Annotated in this window: 10 protein-coding genes; 6 read left to right on the plus strand and 4 right to left on the minus strand. The window is 44.6% G+C overall.

Going from position 1 to position 13,800, the window contains the following annotated elements; translation table 11 throughout:
• Positions 1 to 12 precede the first annotated feature (12 nt).
• From PVA46_RS01525 to PVA46_RS01535, 3 genes are all read left to right on the plus strand, one after another.
• Positions 13 to 1,908, plus strand: a complete 1,896-nt coding sequence (locus PVA46_RS01525; RefSeq protein ID WP_167695016.1) for a DUF262 domain-containing protein — start codon at positions 13 to 15, stop codon at positions 1,906 to 1,908.
• Between the two features lie 99 nt (positions 1,909 to 2,007).
• Positions 2,008 to 3,636, plus strand: coding sequence for a DUF262 domain-containing protein (locus tag PVA46_RS01530; protein ID WP_167695017.1), 1,629 nt, complete (start codon positions 2,008 to 2,010; stop codon positions 3,634 to 3,636).
• Positions 3,626 to 5,815: a DUF262 domain-containing protein gene (locus PVA46_RS01535; protein WP_167695018.1), complete on the plus strand. Its 2,190-nt coding sequence runs from the start codon at positions 3,626 to 3,628 to the stop codon at positions 5,813 to 5,815. The genes PVA46_RS01530 and PVA46_RS01535 overlap by 11 nt, the downstream gene beginning before the upstream one ends.
• A 60-nt stretch (positions 5,816 to 5,875) precedes the next feature.
• Here the strand turns inward: PVA46_RS01535 and PVA46_RS01540 are convergent, their stop codons facing one another.
• The gene (locus PVA46_RS01540) at positions 5,876 to 7,420 is read right to left on the minus strand and encodes an ABC transporter substrate-binding protein (protein WP_167695019.1); all 1,545 of its coding nucleotides are present in this window, start codon (positions 7,418 to 7,420) and stop codon (positions 5,876 to 5,878) included.
• Between the two features lie 187 nt (positions 7,421 to 7,607).
• Between PVA46_RS01540 and PVA46_RS01545 the strand changes: the two genes are divergently transcribed.
• Both PVA46_RS01545 and PVA46_RS01550 read left to right on the plus strand, forming a co-directional pair.
• The gene (locus PVA46_RS01545; protein WP_167695020.1) at positions 7,608 to 8,387 is read left to right on the plus strand and encodes a phosphopantothenoylcysteine decarboxylase domain-containing protein; all 780 of its coding nucleotides are present in this window, start codon (positions 7,608 to 7,610) and stop codon (positions 8,385 to 8,387) included.
• The gene (locus tag PVA46_RS01550; protein WP_167695021.1) at positions 8,384 to 8,941 is read left to right on the plus strand and encodes a flavoprotein; all 558 of its coding nucleotides are present in this window, start codon (positions 8,384 to 8,386) and stop codon (positions 8,939 to 8,941) included. The genes PVA46_RS01545 and PVA46_RS01550 overlap by 4 nt, the downstream gene beginning before the upstream one ends.
• A 65-nt stretch (positions 8,942 to 9,006) precedes the next feature.
• Here the strand turns inward: PVA46_RS01550 and PVA46_RS01555 are convergent, their stop codons facing one another.
• Positions 9,007 to 10,443, minus strand: a complete 1,437-nt coding sequence (locus PVA46_RS01555; RefSeq protein WP_167695022.1) for a glycoside hydrolase family 1 protein — start codon at positions 10,441 to 10,443, stop codon at positions 9,007 to 9,009.
• 60 nt (positions 10,444 to 10,503) lie between these two features.
• The gene (locus PVA46_RS01560) at positions 10,504 to 11,898 is read right to left on the minus strand and encodes a PTS transporter subunit EIIC (RefSeq protein ID WP_167696244.1); all 1,395 of its coding nucleotides are present in this window, start codon (positions 11,896 to 11,898) and stop codon (positions 10,504 to 10,506) included.
• Between the two features lie 129 nt (positions 11,899 to 12,027).
• Here PVA46_RS01560 and PVA46_RS01565 point away from each other — a divergent pair, with 129 nt between their 5' ends.
• On the plus strand, positions 12,028 to 12,588 hold the full coding sequence (locus PVA46_RS01565) for a hypothetical protein (protein WP_167695023.1): 561 nt from the start codon (positions 12,028 to 12,030) through the stop codon (positions 12,586 to 12,588).
• 64 nt (positions 12,589 to 12,652) lie between these two features.
• Here the strand turns inward: PVA46_RS01565 and PVA46_RS01570 are convergent, their stop codons facing one another.
• The gene (locus tag PVA46_RS01570) at positions 12,653 to 13,711 is read right to left on the minus strand and encodes an NAD(P)H-dependent flavin oxidoreductase (protein ID WP_167695024.1); all 1,059 of its coding nucleotides are present in this window, start codon (positions 13,709 to 13,711) and stop codon (positions 12,653 to 12,655) included.
• Positions 13,712 to 13,800: the final 89 nt, after the last annotated feature.

Genomic DNA, 13,800 nt, shown 5'->3' on the forward strand with positions numbered 1-13,800 from the left:
AGGAGAGGCGCGATGGCAAGCATTTTAATGAAGATATCCGATCTTTTTAATGGAAAACGACTCTTACGTATTCCGCCGTATCAGCGAGGTTATGCTTGGCAGAAGGAGCAATGGCAGGATCTTTGGGATGATCTGGATGGGTTGCTGGAGCATAAAAAACACTATACGGGGCTACTTACCCTCGCTAAGGCAGAGCATTATCAGACAAATGCAGTTGAGCAAGCGTGGTTAGCACACGAGAGCGATCGTGCTGTTTATTATTTGGTAGATGGTCAGCAACGCTTGACCACGCTCTTAATTATGATGAGTTTGTTGACTGAACTGGGTGTTTTATCTTTAGCAGAAGAGCATCAATATCTCCAAACTACCGACTCTTTGGCTCTTTTTGATTATGAGATTCATAAGACCACACAAGAGTTGCATGACACTTGGCATAGTATTCTTCAGAGTCGAGAGCTACCAACTAGCTATGAAAGTCTTTATGCGAAAAATATGCTGGAGGCTAGGCAATTTTTTCATAATCAATTCGTATCACGATTACCAACAGAGCAACGGATAGTGTGGCAAAAAATAGCTAGTGGGCTAGTGTTTAATCTCTTTGAGGTGGCAGCGGAACAAGATATGCACCTTCTTTTTGAGTCGATGAATAATCGAGGCAAGCCATTAACCATCGTCGAACTTTTAAAGAGTCGATTAATCCACCTCTCTACCAAAATAGAAGCAACCTCCGAGCAAGTTAAGCAGCTACAAGCCAAGATTGATCAGACATGGCACACCTTGTTTCATTATTTAGATCATCAAGAGAGCAGTGGTACGGTAGAGGCATACCTTGAGGCACACTTTTTGATTATTTGGGAGCGTGAGGATGAAAGGTGGCAAGATCGCTTGTTAAAAAAGATCTTCCCTACAAAAATGTCATCTAGTGAATATGTAACCTTAGAATTTATCGAAAAGTACTTAAGGAGTCTCTCGGAATGGGTTAGTTATTGGGCATTGGTGCATGATTTTGCTACGGTAACGATCTCTCGATTTGAGCATATTATGATCACTCCACAAGAGAGGCGTTGGTTGGCAGCAATTTTGCGAGAGAGTAACAACTCCTCTTTGGTTGCATTATTGGCGGTTACGCTCTTTGAGGTGCAAGATAATCCTCATGAGAGATCTTTTTTTCTTCCCTTTTTACAAGCTGTAGAGCGTTGGATCTTTTTGCAAGGTAATTTTGGTGATTCTGGGGATTTTGGTTGGGCTCAAACCTATGCCTATCGTCTTTATCGCTATAGTCAATCTCATTATCCACGCCAAGGTTCGTTAAAGGCAATGAGAGAGAATCGCGAGAAATTATCCCAAAGCATGGTAGCTAACCTAGATTATTTTTTAAAGAAAATAGAAACTCTCTTTGAAAAAAGGAGCGGAAAGCTTAAAAATGGTTTTTATGCATGGACAGATTTACGCTATTTTTTATATGAATATGAATTATCCTTAGCCGAGCAAGCAGGAGTAGAGCAGATTATCTCTTGGTCTAAGGTAGCCAAAACCGCTGATGAAGATAAATCATCGCAGGTGAGTATTGAACACATTTTCCCACAAACATTTGAGAAGATCGATTATTGGCAGCAGCATTTTGCTCATCATGATGAGGCGACACAGCATCGATTGTTGCATGCCTTGGGTAATCTCGTGTTGCTGGAGAAGAATAGTGAGGCGAGTAATAAATCTTATCCTGAGAAGTTAGCGATTTATCAAAAAGATACATGGAGTGCCAAGCGGTTAGCCAGCGATTATCCTTTAGATTGGCATGATGAAATGATTGTTAAACGAAGTGTAAATCTATTAACCTTTATGCAAGAGCGCTGGCATATTTCTAAACTTGTTGAGCAATATAACAAATTTTTTGATATGGAGAAGTAGGCTTTTACTGATTATTTGTTATAAAATAGATAGATCTATCATTTTATTGTTGCATGATAGAAATTCTCGTGCTATAATAGTGCGAATGGAGGAATCATTGTGGAGACTAGTTGGAAAAAGACCGTTGGCGATTTGCGCAAAGGCGACAATGGAAAACCTTATCGCTTTTATGTGCCGGCCTATCAGCGTGGGTATCGTTGGGGTAAGCAACAGGTGGAAGATTTATTACGGGATCTGATTGAGTTTAAGGATGCTAAGGAGAATGGTGCGGTTGAGGGTCAATATTGCTTGCAACCGCTGATTGTGAAAAAACGCAACGATGGATCGTACACCGTAGTTGACGGGCAACAGCGACTCACTACTATCGCTATTTTTAGGCAAGTATCTAAGTCAGAGTCAGGATTTAGTATTGAGTATGAGACGCGTGAGAAGAGTAAGAACTTTTTGGCAAGTTTGGGAAAAGACGATGAGCAAGCCAAGAATGAGAAGGATGATAACATTGATTATCATTATATGTGGCAAGCGTATGATGTGATGAATAAGTTTTTTGATAAGCAAGTTGAGCCAAGAGAAGAACTCATGACTGAACTTAATGATAAAATAGAAAATTCGGCTTTTTTTATTTGGTACGAGATAGAGAAAAATACCGATAAAATTGACGACAACACCTACGAAATTGAGCTATTTCAGCGGGTTAATATGGGTAAAATTTCCCTAACCAATGCCGAGTTGATCAAGGGTGTCTTCTTTCGTGATCAAAACTATACTAATACCACGATGGAGAGCGAACAGCTAGCTTTGGCAAACTCTTGGCAAGAGATTGAGCATGGCTTAGAGAACGATGCCTTTTGGTACTTTTTTAATGGAGTAAACAAGAGCTATGAGACACGGCTGGATGTTCTTTTTCAGATCATTGCAAGGCAGGAAGATAAGAATAAGCGCGAGTCAGATCAAAAGGATCCCATCTATGCTTTTCATGTTTTTGATGAGCTCTTTCGCGAAGAAAAAGACCGAACACAACTGCGTGAGACTCTCTGGAAGAAAGTGAAACTTCTAAATGCACAGTTGCACTACTGGTATGATAACTTAGATTATTATCATATTATTGGTTATTTGCTTGCCACGGGTACGGGGGTTCAAAAAATTCTTGATTTAATTGATGGTAAAAAGAAGAGTCAGCAGATCGATGATTTGATGGCTTTAGTGAAAAATCGAAAATTTGTGGATACCTTTCTACAGAATCCTGAAGCGATCGAGTATGGTAGCAGTGGCGATAAGAAAGCGATTGCTAACTTATTATTGCTCTTCAATATCGCCACGCTGGTGGCTCAAGGGGATAAGCAACATCGTTTTCCCTTCGACATCTACAAAAAAGAGGACTGGGATATTGAACATATCCACGCTACCGCAGATAAGGATGGGGAAGGCGATGCTGATAATCGTATCCACAACTTAACCTTACTTGATGCTACTACCAATCGTGCTTATGGTAATAAACCTTTTCTCGAGAAACGCGCATTTTTACTTAAAAAAGAGCAAGCGGGGCAGTTTATTCCCACCGCTACCCGTAATATCTTTATTAAAGCCTATACTGATGATCTACAAGAGGGAGAGTTGAAGCTGTGGACGGATGCAGATAAAAAGCAATATATCGAAAAAATGCAAGTAATTTTACAATCATTTTTTGACAAAGAGTGGCGAAAGAAGGAGCGAAACAGTGAGCGATAATCAGCGTATGACATTATTAGAGTTATTAGCAAAGCAAGAGGTGGTGATCCCCCGTATTCAGCGAGATTACGCGCAAGGGCGTGAGAGTGAGAAGATTGACTCTATCCGTAACAAATTTCTTAGCGATTTAAAAGAAGCGCTCTTGCATGATGATAAATCCTTGGATTTAAACTTTATCTATGGTAAAACTGTCAACGATAGCTTTTTACCTGTCGATGGGCAACAACGCCTCACCACCGTATGGCTATTGCATCTCTATCTTTACAGTCGAGCTGGCAACAGTGAAGCTTTGGAGAAATTGAAGAAATTCAGTTATGAAACCCGAGAAACTTCTAAAGCATTCCTCAAGGAACTGGTTGAGCATCATGCCGATATGCACCACGAAGCTCCACCAAGTGAAGCGATTGTAGATAGTCATTGGTTCTCGCATGATTGGGCATTCGATCCGAGTGTGCAGTCGGTCTTGGTGATGCTGGATGCGATTCATAAACATTTTGCGGAGAGCGACTTACAAACGTTGATCGCAGGCTTGGAGTCTGGGAAGGTCTACTTCTTTTATCTGCCCATTGCCGAAATCGGTTCACCAGATGATCTCTATATCAAATTAAATGCCCGTGGCAAGATGCTTAGCTCGTTTGAGAATGTTAAAGCTATCTTGGTGGGACAGGCTCAAGAGCATTTGGATAAGGATGATTTTACAAAGAATATGGACGGCATCTGGACGGATTACTTTTGGTCTCGCTCTAAAGAGAAATTTGATGAAGATTTTGCGCGCTTCCTTGAGGTCTTGTTTCATAACTACGGCGTGATTGATACTTATGGCAACAAAGATTGGTGGTATACGCTTTCTAATGAGACCACGCTTGCCAAGATTGATGCGCCGTTTCTCACCACGCTCTATCATACGCTCAACTTTTTGTGTAAGGTGGATAAGGACGAAAAGTTGAATGCTAAAATCGATCCCTTCATTCTACCAAAAGAAGAGATCAATATTGAGCGACGCTACATGTTTTTTGTCTTGAGTGAGTACGCCCGACAAGCTAAGGATAAAGCGGTGGATCTTTGGGCTGATGGTTTGGCGCATCAATGGTTTCGCGTGATGAACAACCTTGTCTACAATAGCTACACAACGGTTTTTCGCGAGGATGATGAGCGGGTAAAAACCTTTAGTAATGTGCTTGCTGAAATCAAAAATTTAAGCGAGCATTGGGATGGTATTTTAGCGTACATCAGTGATAGTAAGCATAAAATTGGCGCGTTGAATCAAGAGCAAGTGAAAGAGGAGCGAATCAAGGCCAGCATTATCTTACACCATCCAGAGAAGGAAGCCTTTGCTACAGCCATCTATGCGGCGGAAAAGCATCGATACTTTGGTGGGCAAATCCGCGCAGCACTCTACCTAGCCGGCGATAAAGATAAGCCCGAAGCGTTGGCTTTGGCAACCTTTAATAAGTATTGGGCAACCCTTAGCCAGCTCTTTAAGGATAGTGTGGAGCAAGAGGCGCAGGCGATGCATGTATTACGCAGTGCTTTGCTTACTTTTGGTAATGATTGTTATTATCGTCCATCAGAATACATTCAGTATATGTTTTATTCTACTAATCCCCGTGAAACAAATAGTTTACGTGCACTCTTTGCCGATGAAGCTAAGCGAAAATACACGTTACCTTTGTTAGATGTTTTACAGAAAAAGTCATTAGCTGACATCATTGAGAATCATCTAGTTGACCCAGCAACGAAAAGAAATGATTGGCAGTACTGTTTAGTCAAATACCCTCAATTATTTCGACATTTACATCCCACGCATATGTATGCAGATTTCTATACACATGTTAACCGATTTCTTTTACTATCAAAAAAGACGGGTGGTGGGTATTGCCACAGTGTTTTTTTGGCTGCATTAGAGGATGAATTGAATACGTCAGCTATTAAACAGAATCTACATGTAGAATATTGGTTTAAAAGTGGCGCAAAAGATTATCATAATTTAGTTTTTCCCAAAGAAAATGGGTGGGATCGTAAGGGCTGGGTCGTATATGATTATATTGAAAAACAATTTATTATTTTGCATCATAATAAAAAGGGGGATGAAGAGGAGCTGTGGCGTTCTACCTCAGACGATCCGATTTCCGAGACGGTGGCGTATATTGAAGAGAATATCAAGTTATTTCGTAAATAGCGTGTTTTTAAAGAGAGAACCCTCCAGAGGCCGGAGGGTTTGCAAGCGAAAGGTGATGCGCTAGGGGCGGACGATGTCGCTCTCTTGAAACTGGTAGAGGCTGTTGATACGCTTCATGTTGATGAGGTGGGGTTTTACGAGGTTGAAGATATGTTGATTTGTTAGCGGAATGACCACGGTTGCCTCTTCCACCAAGATGCGTTCTGCCTCTTCATACAGGGCGCGACGTTCGTTGGCGTCGGGGCTAGCTTGGGCGCGCTCGAGGATATCATCTAGCTCGGGGTTTTGGTAGTTTACCGATGCGCGATGGCTACTTGTCCCGTGGAGATAGTCTAAAAAGATGCTGCCGTCGGGATAGGGCAAGAGCCATGCGCGATTATGCAGGTAGACTTGTCCGCTCATGGTGAGATCGAGAAAGGCAGCCGCGTCTGCTTCTTTGATGATAAGGTTGATACCTGCCTCTTTGAGCTGGGCTTGCGCGAGCGTCCATAATTGGCGATCGAGCACTTTTCCGCTGGTGTAAACCACTTCGATATTGAGAGGTTCGTTATAGCCTGCCTCGGCAAGGAGTTCTTTGGCGCGTTGGGTACTATGCTTAGGCAAGGTGATATGGGGGTTGTACCCTACCGATCCCACAGGAACGAAATTGTCTACTTTATCGGCAAGATGTTGGTAGACATGTTCTGCGATATCGTCGCGATCTAGCGCATAAAGTAGAGCCTTGCGCACCAATGGATTACCAAGATCTTGATGTTTGGTGTTGATGAAGATGACATTGGTACCAAGTGTATTCCAGCGATGAATTTCATCACGATAGTTGCCAGAGGCGTACTGTGCGTATTGATCGGGGTTGAGCTCTACCACATCGAGGTTGCCCTGTTCATACTCTAAAAGCGCGGTATAGGCATCATCCATATAGCGGAATTCGATGCGATCGATAGCCGATCGCCCATCTCGATACGCCTCATTTACCTCCATGATCACACCTTCATTGGGATGGTAGCGCACAAAACGGTACGGGCCACTGCCGATCAGCACGCTATGCCCCCATGTTTCTTGATGGGCGAGGAAACTTTCTCGAGGGATAATGCCCGCATAGCCCATGCTCAGCGCATCAACAAAGGCAAGCGATGGTCGACTCAACTCGATGGTAAAGGTGTAATCATCGATGATGGTAAACCCACTGATGCTTTGTGCCTCACCCGCAAAGTAGGCATCACTCCCGGCAACTTCTTTATAAAATGCGTTGGAGACACCGGGAGTCTGGGGATCAAAGAGACGCTCAAAGAGAAATTGCACATCACGACTGGTGAGGTGGCTTCCATCATGAAAGTAGACATCGTCTCTTAGCGTAAAGGTGTAATGCAATGCATCTTCGGAGATAGTGGGTAACGCCTTTGCCAAGAGAGGCACGATATTCATCTCTTCATCTACGGTATAGAGCGTCTCAACCATATGATTATAAATACTTTGTACCGCAGCTAATGGCGAGAGATGCGTGTCGATAGGCGTGCGCGGATTAGGTACACCCACCATGATGCTCTTGCCCACTGGTTGCGACTTTTTATCGGGATTACACCCGACAAGAAGAAGTAATAACATCATGAATAGAAAACTTTTTTTAGGTATATGCATATTGTCCTACCAAAATAATAAATATGCCTAATTGTAGCATATATCATGAAAATAAACAAGAGAATAGAAGATAACAGTATATTTATTCGCACTCGCCCATGCGTAGGCATGGTTGATCGATTTATCTTAATAGGATATAATAAGAGCGGAGGTGATTATGCATATCTTAATAACAGCTGGCGGCACCAGCGAAAAGATTGATGATGTACGGAAGATTACCAATAGTTCTACGGGCGAACTAGGTGCGTTGATTGCCAAGGAATTTGCCTTGAGGCAAGAGGTTGAATCGATACATTTGCTAACGACCAAGCAGGCGATTCTACCTGATATTCATGCAAAAATTACTACCCATATTGTGGAGAGTCATGCGCAGGTGCAAGCCAGATTACGCTCGATTATGGAGCATCATTCGCCCGATGTCATCATTCATAGTATGGCGATAAGTGATTATCACGTCTCGGCAGTATCATCGTTGGATACGCTTGCCGAAGAGCTGTCACTGTGGTTAGAATCTCATTCAAATCCTTCTACTACAATGATTAAAGCATATTTAGAGCAGTATCAGCAAGGAGCAGAGCTCCCCAAAAAGATGAGCTCTAGCATCACTAACCCGCTCTTAATGCTAGCGCCCAATGCTAAACTTATTGATCAATTGCGCGCTTTAGCACCACACGCAACCATTGTGGGCTTTAAACTGGCAGCCACGGAAACTGTCGAGGAGTTAATAGTGATCGGATTTTCTCTTTTACAAAGATGCCAATGTGATTTTGTCCTTGCTAATCGGGTGGAAGATATCTCGGAGGATGGGCATGTTGCCTTTTTTATCGATGCCGATCGCCAGATTAGTACGTGGTCGTCTAAACCACACATCGCGCAGGGCATTGTGGAACGTCTCTTAAAAGAGAGAAATGCAATCAAAAGGAGCGAAAAGCAATGAGTACAACGTTGATTACATTGGGGATTACGGGGAGCATTGCTGCCTACAAGGCTGCCGATTTGGCGAGTCAACTGGGTAAGCGTGGCTATCGCGTGCAGGCGATGATGACCGAGTCTGCCGAGCGATTTATTACGCCTCACACGTTACAAGCCCTCACCAAAGAGCCGGTACTTACCCAGATGTTCGATTTGGAGCAATATCCGCATGAGATTCGGCATATTACGCTAGCTAAAGAGTCTGACTTATTGCTTATCGCGCCTGCTAGTGCAAATATCATCGCAAAACTTGCGCATGGGTTGGCCGATGATCTCCTCTCTACCTTTGCCTTAGTGATGGATGGCACCTCGATTATGCTAGCCCCTGCCATGAATACGCGTATGTATCAAAATCCGATTGTGCAGAATAATATTCAAATTTTGCGGGGCTATGGCATGCAGATCATCGAGCCCAAAAGTGATCTCTTAGCCTGTGGAGATATTGGTCAAGGTGCGCTAGCCACGGTGGATACCATTTTAGCACATGTGGATAAATATTTAGATAGTAAGACTGAGTGAATAAAAACGCACTAATACCACGGTGAAATGGTATTAGTGCAGACCCTCTTTTTTACCTTCCTTTTTTATGTATATAAATGCGCTCCGTTGCTCTTGATGACAGCTTGATACCAGTAGAAACTCTCTTTTGGGGTGCGTTTAAGCGTACCGTTGCCATGGTCGTCGCGATCGACATAGATGTAGCCATAGCGCTTGCTCATTTGTGAGGTGCCGGCACTCACTAGGTCGATAGGCCCCCAACTGGTGTAGCCTAAAAGATTGACGCCTTCATCGATGGCGATTGCGACCTCTTGCAAGTGACGCTTGAGGTAGGTGATGCGATAGTCGTCATGAATTTTACCATCTTCGGCAATAACATCTTTAGCACCAAGTCCATTCTCCACAATGAATAATGGTTTGTTGTAGCGATCTTGTAGATAGTGAAGAGAGTAGCGTAAACCGATAGGATCAACTGGCCAGCTCCACTCTTTGGCGCTTTCATCTACGGGGGAGAGGTATGGGTTTTTTACGGTATTTTTGAAGAAATTCGACTGCTCTTCGCCTCCACCCTTATGCGAGACCGTATGGCTACTATAGTAGCTAAAGCCAATAAAATCGACGGTGTGCGCCTTAATTACTTCCAGATCGCCTGCTTCAATGGGTAGCTTGATGCCTTTCTTTTCGAGTTCTCTTAGGTAGTGTTCGGGATAAGCACCGCGCACTTGCACATCGCTAAAGGTGGTGGTGTTGCGCATGTGCTCTTGCATTTTGAGTGCATCTAAAGGATTAGATGTTTCAGGATAGGTGGGGCCAAAGGCGATCATACAGCCGATCATCGCATCCTTACCCATAATTTCATGTCCAAGTTTTACAGCCGTAGCACTGGCGACAAATTGATGATGCATTGCACTATAGAGCGCTTGTTCGTAGCCAGCTTCGCCTTTTTTTACGGTGAGCGCTCCGCCAGTAAAGGGGATGTGGAGGATGATGTTAATTTCGTTGAAAGTCATCCAGTACTTTACTTTACCCTTGTAGCGCTCAAAGATGGTGCGTACAAAGCGGGTGTAATATTCAATCAGACGGCGATCTGCCCAGCCACCATACTTGTGCGCGAGGGAAAGTGGCGTCTCAAAGTGAGTGATGGTAATGACGGGTTCGATGTCGTGTTTGATCAATTCGTCAAAGAGATCATCGTAGAATTTTAAGCCTGCTTCATTTGGTCTGGCATCGTCGCCATGGGGGAAGATACGGCTCCAGGCAATCGAGGTACGAAAGGCTTTAAAGCCCATCTCTTTGAAGAGTTTAATGTCGTCTTTGTAGCGATGGTAAAAGTCGATCGCCTCGTGGTAGGGATAAAAGGTGTTCGGGTCGATAGGATCGGTTGGATCGTTCATCATGCCGTGCGCAATCACGTCGGCAGTGGAGAGACCCTTGCCATCTTTGTTGTACGCACCTTCTACTTGGCAGGCGGCCACAGCCCCTCCCCACAGGAAATCTTTTGGAAACAATGGTTGGTTAGACATCGTATATTAGCTCCTTTGCTTAGTATATTTTTTCATACTTTTTGATAGATAGAGAAAGCACTATTTAACTTTCTCCTCATGTCCCCATGCCAGAGCTAAGATCATGGCTAAGATGGCAGTAGCTACTTGAATAATCATGGCTAAGATGGCGATAGTGAAGGAGTTGCTTGGCGCACCAAGAAAACCCGGCCAGCTTAAAATTCCACCTAGTCCAGCGGGGGTGCTAGATACTTTTAGGATGGCAGTAAGCGCGCCACTGATGGCTCCGCTAAGGGCAACGATGGGGATGAGGCGTTTGTATTTGAGCACCACACCATAGACGATAGGCTCGGTGATGCCAGCAAGAATCGCTACGCCTGTCGCAGGCCGAATAAGCGTTTGAAAATTTTGATCTTTATTGCGAATAAGTACGGCAATGGTTACACCGATTTGTGCCATGGTAGAGACCCAAAAGAGGGCCAGTAAAGAAGAAGAGCCGTACTCGGCGTATTGAATATATGTGATAGGGATAAGCGCCCAGTGTAATCCTAGGGTTACAAGGAGGAACCATGTACCGCCCAGAATTGCACCCACCAGCCATGGGGCGATGTTGAGAAAGTATTCGATAAGGTTGACAAGCCCGATGGAAAGAAAGTACATCGCAGGACCAAAGAGCATCACCACCACGGGAACAAGCACCAAGAGAATAGTGAGCGAGACGAGGATAATGGTTAAGCTTTTGGGCAATACGCGTTGGAGAAAACGCTCAAACGGGGCGAGGATAGCGACACTTACGAGTATGGGAAGCACGCTATTGGCATAGTTCATGGGGATAAAGGGAAGCCCTAAAAAGCGCTCTAATGTATTGGTTGCCATAAAATTGGTTGCCATATTGCCAATGATGGGGTGGAGGAGAATTGCGCCAAGCAGCGCACCGATGTAGGGATTGCTCCCGAGGGTTTTGGCTGCACTAAAGCCTAAAAAGATGGGGAGAAAGTAGAAGGCACTATCACTGATGGCATCTAAAAGTTGATAGGTGCCACTGGTGGTAAAGGCGTAGTTTGGTGAGGTTTTGGCGAGGATGACAACTAAAAGCGCGAGTAATCCTTTAATGATACCTGCGCCAGCCATGGCGGGTAAGAGCGGTTGGAGCGAGCCTGAAATGTAATTAAAGATGACGTCTTGGATTTTTGTGCCGGCTTGTCCTTTGTTGAGACGCGGGGTGGCATCGCTGATTTTGAGTACGTCATTGAGGTAGCGAAAGACGTCGATAACCCCAGGTCCGATGATAACTTGATACTGTCCACCACTGCGTACTACACTAAGTACGCCCTCGATGGCTTCTACGGCTTTGTCGTCCACTTGAGCGCTCTCTTTAAGCCGAAAACGCAGTCGCGTGGCGCAATGTTGCAGCCCTAAGATATACTCGGGTTTAATTTGGGTTAAGAGATCGCTGGCAATTTTTTTAGCATCCATAGACAAAAAACTCCTTTTCTGCTCTTTCTTCTACTATTATACTATGAGTTTACGCTGAATGCAAATGCTTTTTTGCATAAAATGTATGAGCGCTTGCTTTTGGGTAGATAAATTGTGTATAATGATGGAATGAAGAAGATATTTTGGTTAGTAATGGGCATGATATTGGTAGGGTGTGGTGCGCAGAGCAAGCGAGAGAAGGCGCATTATCCCTTTTTGGGCGAGCCATTGGCGATGAGTTATCTCGACTTTTTGGCGCTTGAGGAGGTGGATGCCGAACGGGTAGAGTATCTTTTTGCGGATACTCAGCGGGTGTGGTTTGCCTTGCCTGCGCATCGTTGGCAGGGAATGGACGGCGCGTTGCAGGGCATTTATCAACCTGGTGGGGCGTTTTTGGCAGATATTCGTTATGTAACGACGGGAATGGACTTTGTGGATGTCTTGGCGAAGTTGCAACGCATTTATCAACCGATCTCGGCGCACGACTATGTGATGATGGACGAAGCGATGTACGATGGGCAGTGGTTGGCTTTGACGATCGCCCGTTTTGAGAGGCGGATTGCCGATGGTCAGGTGGCGCTCTTTGTGGATGATCAATATCGCATGGAGGTCTGGAATGAGGCCTTTTTCGACCCTACCGCCAGTGAGACACCCAAAACGACAATTCTCTATCGTAAAAAAGAGTCATAAAGGAGAGAATTTCTCCTCTCCTTTATACATTATAATATAGATCTCCTATAAAATGGATGAGTGTTTATGCGCTCTGGGTCATCTCGTCGAAAAGCTCTTGCACCGAGACGATCTTTTGGATGCGGTGGGCATTTTGTCCACAAAAGAGCAACCCCTCGTCCATGCGTCCTTCGGCAGCGTGAATAAGCGCCTCGGTGATGCAGTAGGGAATGGTGCGTGGATTGCACTTAGAGAGACACTTGTAGCACTTCTTAACCGGCACGCGTCCATCTTCTAAAACCTTCTGCATAAAGGGATTAACAATCGCGCGCCCCGGCATACCCACGGGGCTCTTAATGATGGTGATATCGCTCTCTTTCGCTGTAATATAGGAGTGCTTAAAGCTCATCGGAGCATCGCACTCGTGGGTGGCGACAAAGCGTGTACCCATCTGGATACCATCGCATCCGAGCGTGAGATACTTCTTGAAATCGCTTTGATCGAAGACACCCCCGCCGAAGATAAGGGGGATCTTGCGTCCTACCTTTTCGCCGAACTCTTTCACCATCGCGATGATGTCGACTAGTTCAAGATCGAAATCGGCTTTGGTCTCAAAGTAGGTGGGAGCAAAGCCCAAGTGTCCACCAGCCATGGGGCCTTCCACCACGACAGCATCAGCAGGATAATCGAATTTGCGTAACCAATTGTTTAAAATCAATTTAGCTGCCCGCACCGAAGAGACAATCGGTGCAATTTTGGTCTTGCTTCCTTTCACAAATTCGGGCAACTCCATGGGAAGCCCCGCCCCCGAAAAGATAATGTCCGCCCCGCTCTTAACTGCCGTCTTGACGTACTCGGTATATTGATGCAGTGCCACCATCAAGTTGACCCCGATGATACCTTTTTTTGCCTTCTCCTTGGCGATGTGGATATGGCGAGTAAGTGCTTCTAGGTTGACTTTGAGAGGGTTTTTGGCAAAATCAGGCTGATCAAAACCAATTTGCGCCCCCGAAATCACCCCAATACCGCCGGCATTGGCTACCGCACTAGCAAGTCCAGAGAGGCTGACTCCTACGCCCATGCCACCCTGAATGATCGGGATAGGCACATGTAAATCACCAATTTGTAAGGGTTTATAAAACATACACAGCTCCTTTGTGTGAAAAAAATATATTAGTACGTGAATTTACTAGATACGGATATTAGTGTATATTTATTCAATAGTCTACACTT

The sequence above is a fragment of the Entomospira culicis genome, from assembly GCF_028748145.1.
GTDB lineage: Bacteria > Spirochaetota > Spirochaetia > WRBN01 > WRBN01 > Entomospira > Entomospira culicis.

Coding starts and splice junctions, on each gene's coding strand:
- PVA46_RS01525 (WP_167695016.1), top strand. CDS start 13: ATGGCAAGCATTTTAATGAAGATATCCGATCTTTTTAATGGAAAACGA.
- PVA46_RS01540 (WP_167695019.1), bottom strand. CDS start 7,420: ATGATGTTATTACTTCTTCTTGTCGGGTGTAATCCCGATAAAAAGTCG.
- PVA46_RS01545 (WP_167695020.1), top strand. CDS start 7,608: ATGCATATCTTAATAACAGCTGGCGGCACCAGCGAAAAGATTGATGAT.
- PVA46_RS01550 (WP_167695021.1), top strand. CDS start 8,384: ATGAGTACAACGTTGATTACATTGGGGATTACGGGGAGCATTGCTGCC.
- PVA46_RS01555 (WP_167695022.1), bottom strand. CDS start 10,443: ATGTCTAACCAACCATTGTTTCCAAAAGATTTCCTGTGGGGAGGGGCT.
- PVA46_RS01560 (WP_167696244.1), bottom strand. CDS start 11,898: ATGGATGCTAAAAAAATTGCCAGCGATCTCTTAACCCAAATTAAACCC.
- PVA46_RS01565 (WP_167695023.1), top strand. CDS start 12,028: ATGAAGAAGATATTTTGGTTAGTAATGGGCATGATATTGGTAGGGTGT.
- PVA46_RS01570 (WP_167695024.1), bottom strand. CDS start 13,711: ATGTTTTATAAACCCTTACAAATTGGTGATTTACATGTGCCTATCCCG.